Origin of the sequence: Kitasatospora sp. NPDC006697 (assembly GCF_042869935.1) — a bacterium.
Taxonomy (GTDB): domain Bacteria; phylum Actinomycetota; class Actinomycetes; order Streptomycetales; family Streptomycetaceae; genus Kitasatospora.
The window spans coordinates 9,902-27,693 of record NZ_JBIAGU010000025.1 but is presented as its reverse complement, the minus strand read 5'-3'; the positions used below and the strand labels follow the sequence as shown (position 1 = coordinate 27,693).

13 protein-coding genes are annotated in these 17,792 nt (G+C 72.4%); 8 read left to right on the top strand and 5 right to left on the bottom strand.

Annotated elements, in window-relative coordinates; genetic code table 11:
• Positions 1-5 precede the first annotated feature (5 nt).
• Both ACFYNO_RS29040 and ACFYNO_RS29035 read right to left on the bottom strand, forming a co-directional pair.
• Positions 6-854 carry a DUF4097 domain-containing protein gene (locus ACFYNO_RS29040; RefSeq protein WP_388018915.1) on the bottom strand — a complete coding sequence of 283 codons (849 nt, stop codon included), beginning with the start codon at positions 852-854 and terminating at the stop codon, positions 6-8.
• Positions 855-974: 120 nt separating this feature from the next.
• On the bottom strand, positions 975-1,508 hold the full coding sequence (locus tag ACFYNO_RS29035) for a toxin-antitoxin system HicB family antitoxin (protein WP_388018912.1): 534 nt from the start codon (positions 1,506-1,508) through the stop codon (positions 975-977).
• A gap of 415 nt (positions 1,509-1,923) precedes the next feature.
• On the opposite strand from ACFYNO_RS29035, the gene metK reads away from it, so the two are divergent.
• The gene (gene metK, locus ACFYNO_RS29030; RefSeq protein WP_388018909.1) at positions 1,924-3,117 is read left to right on the top strand and encodes a methionine adenosyltransferase; all 1,194 of its coding nucleotides are present in this window, start codon (positions 1,924-1,926) and stop codon (positions 3,115-3,117) included.
• Between the two features lie 24 nt (positions 3,118-3,141).
• On the opposite strand, the gene ACFYNO_RS29025 is transcribed toward metK, so the two are convergent.
• Positions 3,142-3,888 carry a MarR family transcriptional regulator gene (locus tag ACFYNO_RS29025; RefSeq protein WP_388018906.1) on the bottom strand — a complete coding sequence of 249 codons (747 nt, stop codon included), beginning with the start codon at positions 3,886-3,888 and terminating at the stop codon, positions 3,142-3,144.
• Positions 3,889-4,133: 245 nt separating this feature from the next.
• Here ACFYNO_RS29025 and ACFYNO_RS29020 point away from each other — a divergent pair, with 245 nt between their 5' ends.
• The 5 genes from ACFYNO_RS29020 (at position 4,134) to metF (ending at position 13,218) form a co-directional block, all read left to right on the top strand.
• Positions 4,134-5,333 carry a serine hydrolase domain-containing protein gene (locus ACFYNO_RS29020; RefSeq protein ID WP_388018903.1) on the top strand — a complete coding sequence of 400 codons (1,200 nt, stop codon included), beginning with the start codon at positions 4,134-4,136 and terminating at the stop codon, positions 5,331-5,333.
• Between the two features lie 401 nt (positions 5,334-5,734).
• A complete protein-coding gene (locus ACFYNO_RS29015; RefSeq protein ID WP_388018900.1) occupies positions 5,735-7,792 on the top strand; it encodes a condensation domain-containing protein in 2,058 nt (685 codons plus the stop codon).
• Between the two features lie 70 nt (positions 7,793-7,862).
• Entirely contained in the window at positions 7,863-8,849 is a 987-nt protein-coding gene (locus ACFYNO_RS29010; protein WP_388018897.1) for a carbohydrate kinase family protein, read from the top strand.
• On the top strand, positions 8,846-12,331 hold the full coding sequence (gene metH, locus ACFYNO_RS29005) for a methionine synthase (RefSeq protein WP_388018894.1): 3,486 nt from the start codon (positions 8,846-8,848) through the stop codon (positions 12,329-12,331). The genes ACFYNO_RS29010 and metH overlap by 4 nt, the downstream gene beginning before the upstream one ends.
• Positions 12,328-13,218, top strand: coding sequence for a methylenetetrahydrofolate reductase [NAD(P)H] (metF, locus tag ACFYNO_RS29000; protein WP_388018891.1), 891 nt, complete (start codon positions 12,328-12,330; stop codon positions 13,216-13,218). The genes metH and metF overlap by 4 nt, the downstream gene beginning before the upstream one ends.
• Before the next feature lie 237 nt (positions 13,219-13,455).
• On the opposite strand, the gene ACFYNO_RS28995 is transcribed toward metF, so the two are convergent.
• Both ACFYNO_RS28995 and ACFYNO_RS28990 read right to left on the bottom strand, forming a co-directional pair.
• Positions 13,456-14,607, bottom strand: coding sequence for a ParB/RepB/Spo0J family partition protein (locus ACFYNO_RS28995; RefSeq protein WP_388018888.1), 1,152 nt, complete (start codon positions 14,605-14,607; stop codon positions 13,456-13,458).
• Positions 14,604-15,752: an AAA family ATPase gene (locus tag ACFYNO_RS28990; protein ID WP_388018885.1), complete on the bottom strand. Its 1,149-nt coding sequence runs from the start codon at positions 15,750-15,752 to the stop codon at positions 14,604-14,606. The genes ACFYNO_RS28995 and ACFYNO_RS28990 overlap by 4 nt, the downstream gene beginning before the upstream one ends.
• 823 nt (positions 15,753-16,575) lie before the next feature.
• Here ACFYNO_RS28990 and ACFYNO_RS28985 point away from each other — a divergent pair.
• Positions 16,576-17,175: a replication/maintenance protein RepL gene (locus ACFYNO_RS28985; protein ID WP_388018882.1), complete on the top strand. Its 600-nt coding sequence runs from the start codon at positions 16,576-16,578 to the stop codon at positions 17,173-17,175.
• The gene (locus ACFYNO_RS28980) at positions 17,169-17,549 is read left to right on the top strand and encodes a MarR family transcriptional regulator (RefSeq protein WP_388018879.1); all 381 of its coding nucleotides are present in this window, start codon (positions 17,169-17,171) and stop codon (positions 17,547-17,549) included. The genes ACFYNO_RS28985 and ACFYNO_RS28980 overlap by 7 nt, the downstream gene beginning before the upstream one ends.
• The last annotated feature ends 243 nt before the right edge of the window (positions 17,550-17,792 follow it).

The following is a 17,792-nucleotide window of genomic DNA, read 5'->3' as shown; positions in this document are numbered from 1 at the left end:
CCGCGTCAGACGCTCTGCGTGCGCTGGATGACGATGTCGCCGAAGCCGGTCCGCCCGTGCACCTTGACGGTCTCGGTGCCCTCGACCGGTCCCTCGGTGGCGCCGAGGTCGCTGTAGACCTTGCCGGTCTGGGAGTTGACGTCCAGCCAGGCCGAGCTGCCCTCGCGGATCCCGACCTCGATGCTGCCGGACTTGGTCTGCAGGTCGACGGTGCCGCGGGCGACCTCCCCGATCTTCACGTTTCCGTGGGCGGACTTGACCACCACCGAGTTCTGCGCACGGCCGACGGTGGTGTTGCCGTTGGAGACCTTGACCTCCAGGTCGCCGGCGATCTCGTTGACCCAGGTGTAGCCGTTGGAGTTCTTGATCTCGGCGTTGCCGGCGATCTCGTGGACCCGCACCTCGCCCGAGCCGGTGGAGATCTCGGCGTTGCCGGAGGCCCGCTCCAGGCTGATGTCGCCGCTGGAGGTCTTCAGCCGCACGGTGCGCGCCTCGTCGATCCGGATGTCGCCGGCGCTGGAGCGCACCTCGCAGTTGCTCAGCAGGCCCTTGGAGTTGAGGGAGCCCAGCTCGACCGAGGCGGTGAGCTGCGAGCCCTGCGGCATCGAGACCTCCACGACCACCGAACCCTTGGGGCTGAACAGCCCGCGGGCCCGCGGCGTCTTGATGGTCAGCCGGCCGTCGGTGAACTCGACCTTGGTCTCCTGCACCGAGCGCAGGTCGTCCTTGTCGTCGGGGGTGGTGGGGCGGATCTGGACGACGGTGTCGGTCCGGTCGGTGGCGTGCACCGTGGTGTTCCCGACCTCCACGTGGATGTCGGCGGTGATCGGACCCGGGGTGGTGTAAGAAGGCATGGCTGTCCCGTCCTCGTTGTCTGTTGGGGCGTTCCCGCAGGTGGGAACCGGTGTGATGGCCTGAGGCGAATCGGTGCCTCACGGGCCGGTGTTCATGAGCTCCAGGGTCTGGCGGCCGGTCTAGCCGACCCAGCCCCTGATGCTCCTCCTGCCGTTTCCGGTGCGCGCCGCTTGCTGTCGCCCGCCGCCCGGCTCCAGTGCGCCGGAGACCGCCCGGACCAGCCAGGCGTTCAGGGAGAGGCCGTCGCGTGCGGCGGCCTGCTCGGCCCGGGCCTTCACATGGGCCGGGAGGCGGAGGTTGATCCGTGCGGTGCTGCCTTCTTCCCCTTCCGGTACGGGGGGCAGGGCCGGCAGCTCGGCCTCCTCCAGAAGGCGGTCGCTGTCGTCCTGGCCCTCGAAAGGCGCGCCGCTGGGCGGCGCGGTGACGACGAATTCGGGATCCAGCCCCCGGAGCCTCACGTCGACCGATCCCGGGGCGAGTTCGAGAGTGATCTCGCCCATGGCGTCCGACAAGGCGTTCAGGAGCGTGAGCCGTGCCGCCGACTCTAGGGCGGGGGTGATGCGCTCTGCGAGGGCCCGAGCGTCGTCACCCCCCGCCTCGGCGGCCTGTGCGAGCTCGTTCCGGAGGCTTGCTACGTACGGTGTGAGGTCCATGTCGCATAGCTTGGCACAGATGTGGCGCTATGGCGAGCCAAAATGGCACCACTGGTGCCACCACTTTTAAATGCGCAGGTCAGAGCGGGTAAATTCGTGGTGCCATGGTCGACTTGAGAGCTCCTCCGGCGCGCCTCCGGCCACCCTGCGGGGTGCTGGTGCCATCCTGGTGGCACCGTGGCAGCGCCGTCGGGTGCCGCCGTGGCGCAGCGGTGAACCGGGTCATGACATTCAAGAGATCCTTGAAGTGTTCCCGACCCCGTCTCCACTGCTCCTCGTCGGCCGGGCGAACCGGCCCGCGCGAATCGAGCACTCCGCTGCCGGTGCTCGAGCGACTGCCAGCAGAGTCTTGAGCACGGGCATGATCATCGCCGCACCGCCCGCCCGACCGGAGAGCCCACACCCCTGGAGAGTCATGTCCCGTCGCCTGTTCACCTCGGAGTCCGTCACCGAGGGCCACCCCGACAAGATCGCCGACCAGATCAGCGACACCATCCTCGACGCCCTGCTCAAGGAGGACCCAACCTCCCGGGTCGCCGTCGAGACGCTGATCACCACCGGCCAGGTCCACATCGCGGGTGAGGTCACCACCGGCGCCTACGCACCGATCGCCCAGCTGGTCCGCGACAAGGTCCTGGAGATCGGCTACGACAGCTCCGCCAAGGGCTTCGACGGCGCCTCCTGCGGCGTCTCGGTGTCGATCGGCGCCCAGTCCCCCGACATCGCCCAGGGCGTCGACACCGCCCACGAGGCCCGCCAGGGTGCCGAGGTGGACGTCCTCGACCAGCAGGGCGCGGGCGACCAGGGCCTGATGTTCGGCTACGCCTGCGACGACACCCCCGAGCTGATGCCGCTGCCGATCACCCTGGCGCACCGCCTCTCCCAGCGGCTGACCGAGGTCCGCAAGAACGGCACCGTCCCCTACCTGCGCCCCGATGGCAAGACCCAGGTCACCATCGAGTACGACGGCGACAAGGCCGTCCGGCTGGACACCGTGGTGGTCTCCACCCAGCACGCCGCCGACATCGACCTGGACTCCCTGCTGGCCCCCGACATCCGCGAGTTCGTGGTCGAGCCGGTCCTCAAGGACCTCTCCATCGACACCTCGGACTACCGGCTGCTGGTCAACCCGACCGGCCGCTTCGAGATCGGCGGCCCGATGGGCGACGCCGGCCTGACCGGCCGCAAGATCATCATCGACACCTACGGCGGCATGGCCCGCCACGGCGGCGGCGCCTTCTCCGGCAAGGACCCGTCCAAGGTCGACCGCTCGGCCGCCTACGCCATGCGCTGGGTCGCCAAGAACATCGTCGCCGCGGGCCTGGCCAAGCGGGCCGAGGTCCAGGTCGCCTACGCGATCGGCAAGGCCGAGCCGGTCGGCCTGTTCGTGGAGACCTTCGGCACCGAGACCGTCCCGGTGCTGAAGATCCAGGAGGCCGTCACCCAGGTCTTCGACCTGCGCCCCGCCGCGATCATCCGCGACCTGGACCTGCTGCGCCCGATCTACTCGCAGACCGCCGCCTACGGCCACTTCGGCCGCGAGCTGCCCGACTTCACCTGGGAGCGCACCGACCGCGCCGACCGGCTGAAGGCCGCCGCCGGCCTCTGACCGACTCGGCCCCCAGCACCCCGCTCAGCTGTCGCGGTCGCCCCCGGCGACCGCGACAGCGGCGTTCCCGGCCGCGCCCAGGCGCCACAGCTCGACGGCCCGGACCAGCTCCCGGCCGATCCGCTCCAGGAAGTCGGCCGCCCCGTCCATCCGGGCGCCCGCCGGGCTGCCGGGGCCGAGCAGCCGCCCCCCGCCGCGGGCCGCCTCCGCCAGCTCCACGTTGCGCTGGGCGCTGGCCAGCAGCGCCCGGTACCAGACGTCGTCCGCGATCCGGTACCGCTCGCGCCGCCGCTGCCCGGCGCGCTCCCGGCGGACCAGCTGCTGCCGCTCCAGGTAGCCGACCGCCCGGGCCACCGCGGCCGGGCTCACCCGCAACCGCTCGTCCAGCTCCGCCGCGGTGAGGCAGCCGCTGTCCGTGGTGTACAGGCAGGAGAGCACCCGGGCGACCGGCCGCGGCAGGCCCAGCCGGGTCAGCAACTCCCCCAGCCCGTCGGCGAACCGGCCCACCGCCTCGCGGTCCCGCCCGTCCCCGCCGCCCCCGGGCCGCCGCCCGGCCGGCCGCCGCACCGGGGCCCGGTGCAGCCGCCGCTCGGCGGCCCAGTGCGCCCGGTCGGCCCGGTAGCCGGCCGGCCCGCCGTTGCGGGCGATCTCCCGGGAGACCGTCGAGGTGGAGCGGCCCAGCGCCCGGGCGATCTCCCCGTACCCGAGTCCCCCCGCCAATCCGGCGGCGATCCGCCCGCGTTCCCGCCGGGTCAGCCTGGCTCCTGGCATCCCTGATTCCCCTGCCCATGCCGTGCGCGGTTCCCCCCGCACCCGACAGTATTCGGCCCCCGCCCGCCCACCGGCGCCGTTGCCTTTCACACCAGGGCCGTTGCACCAATTGCCCCGCATTCACCTGCGGAAAAGGTTCGCTGACGACGAGTCAGGATTGCCCGCCCCCCAAACGGCCGCCTAGCGTCCCTTCCGAATGCGGAACCCGCAGCGGGCGGGTCGCGCACCGACCAGGGAGACCACGGGTGAAGCTCACGATCCGCGCCGCCGTACTGACCGCCGCCGCGGCACTGCTGGCGACCGCGGCCGCCGCCCCGGCCGGCGCCGCGCCGGTGCCGGCCGGGACCGGCGCCGGGCACGGCGGCGTCCAGTCCGTGCTGGACCGCGCCGTCGCCGAGGCCGGGCTGCCAGGGGCCACCGCCCTGGTCCAGGACGGCCGGGGCGGCAGCTGGTTCGGCCGGGCCGGGGTGGACGACCTGGCCACCGGCGCCCAGCCGCGCCGGGCCGACCGGTTCCGGATCGGCAGCACCACCAAGACCTTCGTCGCCACCGTGATGCTGCAGCTGGTCGCCGAGCAGCGGGTGGGCCTGGACGACCCGGTCGAGCAGTGGCTGCCGGGCCTGGTCGACGGCAACGGCTACGACGGCAGCCGGATCACCGTGCGCCAGCTGCTCGGCCAGACCAGCGGCATCTACAACTACGTGCTCACCAAGACCATGCTCGACGACGCCACCGGCACGCCCTTCCTGCAGCACCGCTTCGACCACTACTCCCCCGAGCAGCTGGTCCGGCTCGCCCTCACCAGCCCGCCCGCCTTCGCCCCCGGCACCGGCTGGGGCTACTCCGACACCAACTACGTGCTGGCCGGCCTGATCATCGAGCGGGCCACCGGACACGCCCTGGCCCAGGAGATCGAGGACCGGATCGTCCGCCCGCTGCACCTCACCGCCACCTACGAGCCCACCGGCGACACCACCGGCATCAAGGGCCCGCACGGCCGCGGCTACTCCCACCTCTACCTGACCGGCACCGACGTGCCCGCCTACGACGTCACCGAGCTCAACCCGTCCTGGGGCTTCGCCGCCGGCGACATGGTCTCCGACGCCAAGGACCTCAACACCTTCGTGGGCGCCCTGCTGGCCGGCCGGCTGCTGCCGCCCGCCGAGCAGCGGGAGATGCTCGCCACCCAGCCCACCGTCCAGTGGATCCCGGACACCGAGTACGGCCTCGGCCTCGCCTCGGTGAAGCTCTCCTGCGGCACCACCGTCCAGGGCATGGGCGGCGCCATCGAGGGCTCCTGGAGCTACACCTTCGGCACCCCCGACGGCCGCCACCTGCTCACCACCCATGTGAACGGCGACTGGGCGAACGGCAGTTGGTTCCCGAACCCGATCACCCTGTTCACCGCCGAGCTGAACGCCGAGTTCTGCGGCACCGGGTCCTGAGCGCCGGCGGGGCGGGTGTGACCCCACCCGCCCCGCCCGGCCGCCCGCTCCACTCGCGGGCCCTTCCAGAGCGGCTGGAGAACCCGACCCCCGGCCCGGGCGCTGCGCTAGCGTTCCGCTGACGGTGGGAGATCCACCGTCCCCCCAACTCCCGGTGGCGCGCCGGCTCCCCCGTACGGCGCGCCACCGGGGACACCGCCCCGCGGCGTCCCCGCGCCCCCACCATCTCCGTGTCAGCGCTGTATCAGGCCCGTATCGGCGGGTCTTCGCATACTCGTTGGGCGCCCAGAGAGGGGAGGGAGGGGATCTCCGCGGACACCGGCGGAGGCAGCGCACGACCGTGACAAACGACGGACCGCCGCACCCGCGGCCGCCGGATGTGCGCGCCCCCGGACCACACGATGACCACCAGTCACTCCTCGGCCGCCGTGCCGGACCCAGCCGTGCCGGACGAGGCGATGACCGTCGTCATCGACCCCGGGCGTCCGCCCTACGACACCCCGGTCCTCGAACTCGGCGGGCCGCTGGACAGCACCCGGCTCGAGGCCGCGCTCGACCTGATCACCGCCGAGCACCCGCAGACCCCGGCCTGGCACCCGCGGACGCGCCGCCGCCGCGGCCGCCAGACGCTGCGCACCCCGCGCGCCTACCCGGTCGGCCTGCTCGCCGACCTGCTCACCTGCCGCACCCCGCGGATCCTGCCGGTCCGCTCCTTCCCCGCGACCCCGCTGCAGCGCGAGCTGCTCGCCGACGCCGACGCCCACCCGGGCACCGGGCGCGGCATCGGACAGCTCACCTGGGCCTGGTACGGGCCGTTCGACCAGGAGCGGTTCGCCGACGCCTGGCAGTCGGTCGCCGACCGCGAGTCCGTGCTGCGGGCCGGCTTCGACAACGCCCCCGAGCCCCGGATCCTGATCCCCGACCGGGTGGTGCCCGAGCTGGACCGGCTGCCCCAGGGCTCCGAGCCCTGGCACGCGCTGGTCGAGCGCGACCGCCGGCGCGGCGTCGACCCCCGGCGCCCCGGCCCGCTGCGGATCACCGTGATCGGCGGCGCGGCCGACGCACCGGCCGGCACCTCCGCCACCCGGGTGCTGCTCACCTACCACCACGCGCTGCTGGACGACTGGAGCGTCCACCTGCTGCTGCGCGAGTTCTACCGCGCCTACCTGGCCGGCGGCCGGCTGGCCGGCGGCGAGCGGCGCCCCGACATCGAGGACTACGCGCGCTGGCTGGCCGGCCAGGACACCGTCCCGGCCCGGGACTTCTGGAGCCGGGCGCTGCCGCCCGGCACCGGCCCGCAGCCCGCCCCGCCCGAGGACACCGCCGAGCGGACCCCCGCCACCGGCCGGGTCCGGCTGCCGCTCACCCGCGCGCAGACCGCCCGGCTGCGCACCTGGGCGGCCACCTGGGGGGCCGCCGAGAGCACCGTGCTGCAGGCCGTCTGGGCGCTGCTGCTGCACCGGGCGAGCGGCGCCGGGGGCCCGGCCCGGGTGCGCTTCGACATCACCGTCACCGGCCGCGGCATCCCGCTCGACGGCGCGCAGCGCCTGCCCGGCGCCCTGCGCGGCGCGCTGCCGGTCTCCGTCGAGGTCGACCCGGACGCCGCGTTCCCCGCCCTGCTCGCCCAACTCGTGGACAAGGCCCTGGACATGTCCGGCTACGAGTGGGTGTCGGCCGGGCAGGTCCGGGACTGGAGCGGCGAGGCCACCGACCCCGCCGAGAGCCTGCTGGTCTTCGAGGGCCGGCCGCCCGCGCTCGGCGACCTGGCCGCCGAGTGCGCCGCCCAGGGCATCAGCGCCGGCGAACCCGAGCACCTGGCCGCCCGCACCGCCTTCCCCACCACCCTGGTCGCCCACCACGACGGCGATGACCGGCTGGTGCTCACCGTCACCTACGACCGGGCCCGCCCGGCCGAGGTCGCCGAGGCGCTGACCCAGACCGCCCTGCTGCTCGGCATCCTGCTGCAGCAGACCGACGGCTACACCACCCTCGGCGAGGTGCTGGACCAGCTCTCCGCCGCCCTGGAGTCGCTGGGCGGCGCCGTGGCACCCGTACTGCCCGCCACCGACCCGCTGCCGGAGCCCGGCCCCGAACCGGGGCTGGTCACCCTGCGCCCGGCCGCCCGCCCGGACGCGGGCACCGTCTGCCTGCTGCAGACCCACGACGTCCCCCGCGCCCGCTACGACCGCCTGGCCCGCCGGTACCCCGGCCCCGAGGCGATCGTGCTGCTGCGCCTGGTGCCCGAGGGCACCCGCGCCCGCTACACCGCGCTGCGGCCGCTGGCCGACGGGCGGCTCGTGCTGGGCGCGTTCTCCGGAGGCGGCGCCGCCGCCCACGAGCTCACCCGGCTCATCGCGGCGGACGGCGGCCGGCCGCCGCTGGTGGTGCTCACCGGAGCCGCCGGCGACGGCGCCCTGCTCACCCGGCTGCTCGAAGCCGTCGCCGCACAGGCCGGCTGACGGCACCCCACGGCATCCCCCCACAGCACCAGTCCCTGACCGCTCGGCGGACATCCAAGGAGGTCCTGACGTGCGCATCGCCGTCACTGGTTCCATCGCTACCGACCATCTGATGGTCTTTCCGGGCAGGTTCGTGGATCAGCTGATCCCCGACCAGCTCGCCCACGTCTCGCTCTCCTTCCTGGTCGACGGGCTCGAGGTGCGCCGCGGCGGGGTCGCGGCCAACATCGCCTTCGGCCTCGGCAGCCTCGGCCTCACCCCGCAGCTGGTCGGCGCGGTCGGCAGCGACTTCGCCGAGTACGAGGTCTGGCTCAAGGAGCACGGCGTCGACACCGGCGCGGTGCTGGTCTCCGCCGAGCACCAGACCGCCCGCTTCATGTGCATCACCGACCAGGACGCCAACCAGATCGCCGCGTTCTACGCCGGAGCGATGCAGGAGGCCGGGCAGATCGACCTGCGGCGGCTGACCGGCCCCGGCAGCCCGGCCCCCGACCTGGTCCTGGTCGGCGCCAACGACCCCGCCGCGATGGTGCGCCACACCCGCGAATGCCGCGAGCTGGGCCTGCCGTTCGCCGCCGACCCCTCCCAGCAGCTCGCCCGGCTCACCGCCGAGCAGACCCGGGAGCTGGTGGACGGCGCCCGCTGGCTCTTCACCAACGAGTACGAGGCCGCGCTGCTGCTGGAGCGCACCGGCTGGGACCGCGCGGCGGTGCTCGCCCGGGTCGGCAGCTGGGTCACCACGCTGGGCGGTGCGGGCGTGCGGATCGACCGCGCGGGCCACGAGCCGCTCACCGTCCCCGCGGTGCCCGGCGTCGCGGTGGCCGACCCGACCGGCGTCGGCGACGCCTTCCGGGCCGGCTTCCTGGCCGGCACCGGCCGCGGCCTGGACACCGTCTCCGCCGCCCGGCTCGGCTGCGTGCTCGCCGCCGAGGCGCTGGGCGCGGTCGGCCCGCAGGCCTACACCGTCGACCCGGCCCGGCTGCTGGCCGTGGCCGAGCAGGCGTACGGCACCGAGGCGGCCGCGCTGATCGCGCCAGGCACCGGGAGCGCGTCGTGACCGCCGCCCTGCGCGAGGCGCTCGCCACCCGGGTCGTGGTCGCCGACGGGGCGATGGGCACCATGCTCCAGGCCCAGGACCCCACCCTGGACGACTTCCAGCAGCTGGAGGGCTGCAACGAGGTCCTCAACGTGACCCGGCCGGACATCGTCCGCTCGGTGCACGCGGCCTACTTCGAGGCCGGCGTGGACTGCGTGGAGACCAACACCTTCGGCGCCAACCACTCCGCGCTCGGCGAGTACGACATCCCCGAGCGGATCTTCGAGCTCTCCGAGGCCGGCGCCCGGATCGCCCGCGAGGTGGCCGACGAGTTCACCGCCGCCACCGGGCAGCAGCGCTGGGTGCTCGGCTCGATGGGCCCCGGCACCAAGCTGCCCACCCTCGGCCACGCCCCCTACGCCCTGCTGCGCGACGCCTTCCAGCGCAACGCCGAAGGCCTGATCGCGGGCGGCGCCGACGCGCTGCTGGTGGAGACCTCGCAGGACCTGCTGCAGGCCAAGGCCGCCCTGCTGGGCGCCCGCCGCGCGCTGGCCGCGCTCGGCACCGACCTGCCGCTGATCTGCTCGGTCACCGTGGAGACCACCGGCACCATGCTGCTGGGCTCCGAGATCGGCGCCGCGCTGACCGCGCTGGAGCCGCTGGGCATCGACCTGATCGGCCTGAACTGCGCCACCGGCCCGGCCGAGATGACCGAGCACCTGCGCTACCTGGCCCGGCACTCCCGGGTGCCGCTGGCCTGCATGCCGAACGCCGGCCTGCCGGTGCTGGGCAAGAACGGCGCGCACTACCCGCTGAGCCCCGCCGAGCTGGCCGACGCGCACGGGGAGTTCGTCCGCGAGTACGGCCTCTCGCTGGTCGGCGGCTGCTGCGGCACCACCCCCGAGCACCTGCGCCAGGTGGTCGAGCGGGTCCGCCGGCTGGCCCCCGCCGAGCGGCAGCCGGTACCCGAGCCGGGCGCGGCCTCGCTCTACCAGGCGGTGCCGTTCCGGCAGGACTCCTCGTACCTGGCGATCGGCGAGCGGACCAACGCCAACGGCTCCAAGAAGTTCCGCGAGGCGATGCTGGCGGGCCGCTGGGACGACTGCGTGGAGATCGCCCGGGAGCAGATCCGCGAGGGCGCGCACCTGCTGGACCTGTGCGTGGACTACGTGGGCCGCGACGGGGCCGCCGACATGGCCGAGCTGGCCGGCCGGTTCGCCACCGCCTCCACCCTGCCGATCGTGCTGGACTCCACCGAGGTCCCGGTGCTGCGGGCCGGCCTGGAGATGCTGGGCGGCCGCGCGGTCATCAACTCGGTCAACTACGAGGACGGCGACGGCCCGGACTCGCGCTTCGCCCAGGTCACCCGGCTGGCCCAGGAGCACGGCGCGGCGCTGATCGCGCTGACCATCGACGAGGAGGGCCAGGCCCGGACCGCGGAGAAGAAGGTCGAGATCGCCGAGCGGCTGATCACCGACCTGACCGCCAACTGGGGCATCCGCGAGTCGGACATCCTGATCGACACCCTGACCTTCACCATCTGCACCGGCCAGGAGGAGTCCCGCAAGGACGGCATCGCCACCATCGAGGCGATCCGCGAGCTCAAGCGCCGCCACCCCGAGGTGCAGACCACGCTCGGGCTGTCCAACATCTCCTTCGGCCTCAACCCGGCCGCCCGGGTCCTGCTCAACTCGGTCTTCCTGGACGAGTGCGTCAAGGCCGGCCTGGACTCGGCGATCGTGCACGCCGCCAAGATCCTGCCGATCGCCCGGTTCGACGAGGAGCAGGTCGGCACGGCCCTGGACCTGATCCACGACCGCCGCCGGGAGGGCTACGACCCGCTGCAGAAGCTGATGGAGCTCTTCGAGGGCGCCACCGTCAGCTCGCTGCGGGCCGGCAAGGCCGAGGAACTGGCCGCGCTGCCGCTGGACGAGCGGCTGAAGCGGCGGATCATCGACGGCGAGAAGAACGGCCTGGAGGCCGACCTGGACGAGGCGCTGACGGGCCGTCCGGCGCTGGAGATCGTCAACGAGGTGCTGCTGGACGGCATGAAGGTGGTCGGCGAGCTGTTCGGTTCCGGTCAGATGCAGCTGCCGTTCGTGCTGCAGTCGGCCGAAGTGATGAAGAACGCGGTCGCCCACCTGGAGCCGCACATGGAGAAGTCCGAGGCCGCTGGCAAGGGCACCATCGTGCTGGCGACCGTGCGCGGCGACGTGCACGACATCGGGAAGAACCTGGTCGACATCATCCTGTCCAACAACGGCTACAACGTGGTCAACATCGGAATCAAGCAGCCGGTCTCGGCGATCCTGGAGGCCGCGCAGGAGCACCGTGCCGACGTGATCGGCATGTCGGGGCTGCTGGTGAAGTCCACCGTGATCATGAAGGAGAACCTCGAGGAGCTGAACGCCCGCGGGCTCGCCGCCGACTACCCGGTGATCCTCGGCGGCGCCGCGCTCACCCGGGCCTACGTCGAGCAGGACCTGCACGAGCTCTACCAGGGCGAGGTGCGCTACGCCCGGGACGCCTTCGAGGGCCTGCACCTGATGGACGCCCTGATGGCGGTCAAGCGCGGGGTGCCCGGGGCGACGCTGCCCGAGCTCAAGCAGCGCCGGGTCAAGCCGGCCGCCGCCGCCCTGCGGGTGGCCGAGCGGCCCGCGGAGGGCCCGCGCCGCTCGGACGTCGCCACCGACAACCCGCTGCCCGCCCCGCCGTTCTGGGGCACCCGGGTGGTCACGGGCATCCAGCTCAAGGAGTACGCCCCCTGGCTCGACGAGGCCGCGCTCTTCAAGGGCCAGTGGGGACTCAAGCAGACCCGCGCCGACTCCGGCCCCTCCTACGAGGAGCTGGTGGAGACCGAGGGCCGGCCGCGGCTTCGGATGTGGCTGGACCGGCTGCAGACCGACCGGCTGCTCGAAGCCGCCGTGGTGCACGGCTACTTCCGCTGCGTCTCCAAGGGCGAGGACCTGATCGTGCTGGACGAGCACGGCGGCGAGCGGACCCGCTTCACCTTCCCCCGCCAGGAGCGCGGGCGCCGGCTCTGCCTCGCCGACTTCTTCCGCTCGGAGGAGTCCGGCGAGACCGATGTGGTCGGCTTCCAGATGGTCACCGTCGGCTCGAAGATCGGCCAGGCCACCGCCGAGCTCTTCGAGGCCAACTCCTACCGCGACTACCTCGAGCTGCACGGCCTCTCCGTGCAGCTCGCCGAGGCCCTGGCCGAGTACTGGCACGCCCGGGTCCGCGCGGAACTGGGCATCTCCGCCGCCGACCCGCACACCGTCGACGGCATGTTCCGCACCGAGTACCAGGGCTGCCGCTACTCGCTGGGCTACCCGGCCTGCCCCGACCTCTCGGACCGGGCGAAGATCGCCGAACTGCTGCGGCCCGAGCGGATCGGTGTGGTGCTCTCCGAGGAGTACCAACTCCACCCCGAGCAGTCCACCGATGCGATCGTCGTCCACCACCCGGAGGCCGGGTACTTCAACGCGGGAGGCCGCTCATGACCACACTGCGCGCACTGCTCGACAGCGGCCGCCCGTCCTTCTCCTTCGAGTTCTTCCCGCCGAAGAGCGAGGAGGGCAGCCGCACCCTCTGGGAGGCGATCCGCCGGATCGAGGCGCTGGCGCCCAGCTTCGTCTCCGTCACCTACGGCGCGGGCGGGTCCTCCCGGGACCGCACCGTCGAGGTGACCAAGCGGATCGCCACCGAGACCACCCTGCGCCCGGTCGCCCACCTCACCGCCGTCGGGCACTCGGTGGGCGAGCTGCGGCACATCATCGGCCAGTACGCGGACGCCGGAGTCCGCGACGTGCTGGCCCTGCGCGGCGACCCGCCGGGCGACCCCAACGCCCCCTGGCACCCGCACCCGCAGGGCTACCGGCACGCCCACGAGCTGGTCACCCTGGTCAAGGAGTCCGGCGGCTTCAGCGTCGGCGTGGCCGCCTTTCCCGAGCGGCACCCGCGCTCCCCCGACTGGGAGACCGACCTGCGCCACTTCGTCGCCAAGTGCCGGGCCGGCGCCGACTACGCGATCACCCAGATGTTCTTCCACGTCGACGACTACCTGAGTCTGCGCGACCGGGTCGTGGCGGCGGGCTGCGACACCCCGATCATCCCGGAGATCATGCCCGCCACCGACGTCCGCCAGATCCGCCGCTTCGCCGAGCTCAGCGGCGCCGCCTTCCCCGAGGACCTGGCCCACCGCCTCGAAGCCGCCCGCGACCGCCCCGCCGACGGCCACCGCATCGGCGTCGACTACGCCACGGCGATGGCCGAGCGCCTCCTCCGCGAGGGGGCGCCGGGGCTGCACTACATCACCCTCAACAAGTCGACGGCGACCCTGGACATCCACCACAACGTCCAGTCCCTGACGCTCGCGGGGCGCTACTGACATGAGCATGGCGGGATGTTGTCCGCGGACAACATCCCGCACGTGTTGTCCGCGGACAACATCTCACTCCCCCACCCCCTGCTCCCTCCGATGTTGTCCGCGGACAACATCTCGACAGCCGGAGCAGCGGACCCGATGTTGTCCGCGGACAACATCGCCCCCCTCCCCCACCCCCACCAAAACGCCTGGGCCCCGGATCTCCACGAGATCCGGGGCCCAGGCGCCTGCCACCAACCCCTAACCCAGCAACGCCTCGATCAGGGCGGTCAGCTCCTCGGGGCTGCTCCCCCGCCGCAGCGTCTCGGCCCGCTCCTCGACCGTCGCCCCGAGCCGCCGCACCCGCTCGCGGGAGTCGTCCCGCGGCGCCTCCTCCTGCACCTGGTGCGGCACCGGCGCGGTCACCTCGGGAGCCGGGATGTTGTCCGCGGACAACATCTCAACGGCCGCCTCCCCCTCCTCGATGTTGTCCGCGGACAACATCCCGACAGCCGGAGCAGCGGACCCGATGTTGTCCGCGGACAACATCGCCCCCTCCCCCACCCGCTCCACGACCCGCTCCTGAGCAGGCGCCGGCACGGGGGCCACCGCCCCGCCGCTCCCCAGCGCCCCGGCCTTCGCCAGCTCCCGCAGCTCCCGGTCCTGGTCCCGCCGGACCCGCTCCTCGTCCTTGAACTGCTCGGCGAGCTCCAGCAGCTCCTCGGTCCCCAGCGCCGGGTTCTCCTTCAGCGCCCGGGCGAGCCGGCGCCCGTACCGCTCGGCCAGCTCGCCGACCGCCAGCTGCTCCTGGAGCCGCGGCGGCAGCGTCAGCAGCGCGATCTGGTTGCCCACCCAGGAGCGGTCCCGGCCCCGCCGGCGGGCCACCTCGGCCGCATTGCCGCCGCAGGCCTCCAGGAGCTGCTTGATGCCCCGGGCCCGCTCGATGACGTCGAAGTCCGAGCGGTCCTCGTTCTCCAGCAGCAGCGCGTCGAGGAAGTCCTCCCGGCTGGTCGCCAGGTCGTCCCGGACCACGAAGTCGAGCGTGTCCAGGCCGACGTGCAGCGCGGAGCGGTACCGGCGCTCGCCGTTCAGCAGCACGTGCTCGGCGGCGGGGTCCAGCAGCCGCTCGTGGTTGGGCCAGAGCTTCAGGTACGCCTCGCGGCTGACGGCGACGCAGGCGGTGGTCTGGCGGACCGTCAGGCTGTTGCCGAGGGCGGTCTTGGTCTCGTCGCTGCCGAAGTTCCGGCGCGGGTTCATCGGGCAGGGGGCCACCGTCGCCAGGCGCAGCCGGACGAGCTCGTAGGCGGGGATGGCACCCTCGGTCACGGCCTTCGCGCGGCCCCGCTCGCTGCGGAGCGAACGGGCGGCACCGAAGCTGCCGTTCCCGAGGCGGTCGGCCACTCGGCTGCTCATGCGGTGATCCTCCTGGCGATGTCGCGCATCGCGTCGGCCTGCTCGCTGTCGGGGGCCCAGACGAGCAGGGGGGTCTTGGTGCGGACGGCCTCGCGCTGGTCCTTCAGGTCGTTGATGACGGCGATCACCTCGGGCTCGCCGAGGCTGCGCCAGCTGTCCAGCGAGGAGGTGAGGACATGGCCCTTGCGGTTGTCGTACAGGTTGACCACGAAGCCGAGGTCGCAGATGTCCACCCCGAGGTCGTTGCAGAGGGCGTCGATCTGCTCGCGCAGCAGCACGTAGGCGTCGGCGGAGGAGTCCTCGGCCTGGACGGGGATGATCAGGCCGGAGCCGGCCTCCTCGTCCTCCCGGGTGCGCACGTAGTAGAGCGCGTTGTCCATCGCGTAGCCGAGCGACGGGGGGCAGTCGACGAGGATGAAGTCGAAGTCGTCGGCGAGCGGATCGAGCGCCTTCTCCAGGGCGGTCTCCTTGATCCGGATCTCGCGGTACGTGGCGAGCTTGGCGTCCAGCAGGAAGCCATCGGTGCAGGCGGGCAGCAGGTGCAGCCGGTCCTCGAAGGGCTCACCGCCGATCGGCAGCACCAACTCGGCCAGCTCCCCGGAGCGCTCACCGGTCATGTGCTTCACCAGGCTGTCGCCCTTGAGCGGCAGGTGGTCGTGGCCGAGCTGCTTGGTCAGGTGGCCCTGCGGGTCGAAGTCGACCATCAGCACCCGGAACCCCATCTCGGCCAGCGCCTGCGCCAGCCCGGCGGTCAGCGCGGTCTTGCCCACCCCGCCCTTCTGGTTCCCGATCGCCACCCGCCGCGCCCCGGTGGCCCGCCGCACCCGCTGGGGGAGCGGATGCGAGTCCAACCAGAGCCGGATCGACTGTGCCAGGCCCTGGTTGTAGGCGAGCTTCAACTCGGAGCAGTCGGCCCGGAAGTCGGCCAGCAGGGCACTGGGCACGTAGGTGGAGAAGGACTGCGCCCCGGAGACATCGATCGCGGGCAGCGGCTTGACGGCCGTCTGCCAGGCCTTGATGCCGTCAGTGACAGCGTCCTGGATGTCGACGCCAACGGTGGCAGCGCGGATCTTCAGCTCGCGTCGCAGCTGCGGGGGGAGTTTGGTAACTACCTTGTCCCGATCATCGGTCTGAGGGGTGGCCATGAGGGGAGTTTACTAACCCCGAGGCGTGCTTGACCCACCGACACCTCGTGATCTCGCGTCAAATGTGCTGAGATGCCCCGTCTGGTGCGCGGAAGAGCTCGCCACCAGGCCCCCTACGGTGCTGTCCGCGGACAACATTCCCGCCGTCCCGCGAGCGCCGTTCGACTGCCCCTCGAGCTGGATGTTGTCCGCGGACAACATCCGGCACCGACCGGGCCCTGCCCGTGGGCGCCTGACTCGCCGTTGGTGGTGGCATCGACCTTCGGCCGATCCGGCGGTGCCGCGCCCGCTTCGCTCCGCCCCTGCCACTGACCCTGGAACTGCCCTCCGCCCGACGCGCCTGGCTTCCAGCCGCGCGGAAGCCCCGGCGGGGGCTCCTCCGGACCCCGCCCCCGCCGGACTCGGTGAGCGGCACCCGCAGTCGCCTGGTTCCGCAGCAGCTGCCCTGGCAGGCCAGGGTGCGGCAGCACCGGGGCGGGCACGCTGCGGTGACGGTCGGGAAGGCGGCGAGTGGGGGAGCGGGCGGAAGGCGTGGACCTGCCCTTTTTATTAGGAAGACACGGTCCTTCGGAGACGCGCTCTGACCTGCGAACTTGGAAAATCCAAGGTATCGCTGGCGATACATTAGGCACCCCCTGTGGTCACGCGAAAATTACACTTGCCGCGATTTCATCGCAGCATTGCGAAGTCGTGGGAACAGGAGTACGGCGCTCGATATCTCATTCGACGCTTGTCACTCATATGTGCGCACCAAGACGCAGAGTCCTGCGCACAGCTGCGATAGACAGATAGTGTGCCGACGTCACCTAAAGGGAGCACTGTCTTGACTCACGCACCACGGCGCGGTACTGCGCCCTGGCACGGCCGGACGTCGACACTTCATTCGGCGGGCCCACAGAACCAGGTCAACGTCGCTCCGGAGATCATCCGTGGGTCTGTCGCCGCTCTGCCCCGCAATGTCTACGAGGCGAGGACCAGGTTCTACCGCTGCGCCTCGCACGAAGTTCTCGGAGCGGACGGCTACGCCCTCCTCAGCCGCTACTTCGCCCGCTACGTCCTGCCGCAGGCGCTGATGTCCAGCAGGATGACGAAGCTTCAGTGCGCGGTCTTGTCGAACATCATCGGACGGGCCGAGCGCGGCGTCTGCCAAGCCCTCCAGCGGGAGATCGCCGAGGAGATCGGTGCAGCGCGCCCGAACGTGACCCAAGCCCTCAAGTACTTGGCGGCCCGTAACTACATCCGTGCCGTCGGCCGCGGGACCTGGCAGCTCAACCCGCTCATCGCGTACAAAGGCAACGGGAACGAGCAGCGGGGCTTCCTGACCGAACTGCGGGCACTCGCCCTGGAGAACGGCTTCCCTGACAACGTCGTACCGGCCCCTGCCAGCCCCGGGCGCGACGGCAAGGAGACACCGGCATGCTGATGGTCACCGACCTCCTCGGGCTGCTGCACCGCCTGGAGTTGACACCCACCGCGACGAACGTCCTGTCCGTGATGGTCGATCAGCAGAGCCCCGGCGGCGTGGTCCCGCTGACCCAGCAGGAGATCGCGGACGAGCTGAAGATCCTCCCCTCGGTGGTGAGCCGGGGCATGGCCCTCCTGGTCGAGCGCGGCCTGGTCCTCCGCAAGGGCTACCGCTACCGCCTGCACCCCGTCTTGGCCGGCTACACCTCCGAGGCGGAGCTGCAGGCCGCCATGGCCCGGGCCGCCAGCGAAGGCGTCCCGCCCATCCTGCTCCCCGAGTACCAGACCGCCCCACCCAAGCCCGGCCGTTCCCGCCTCCGAGTGGTCGGCTGACCCGGGACACCGCCCTTCCGGATGTTGTCCGCGGACAACATCGTGGGCCCCACTTGGCCTCCGGCCCGCCTTCGATCGGGGGAGAGGACATGTACTTGTAGGCAAGGTGACCCGACCTCAGGATCGGGTCGCCTTGCCTACAAGTACATGTCGCACCCACTTGGGGGGCTGGTGGGGATGTTGTCCGCGGACAACATCCCCACCAGCCCCCCAAGGCCCGCATCCCCGCCCTCACCCCCCACC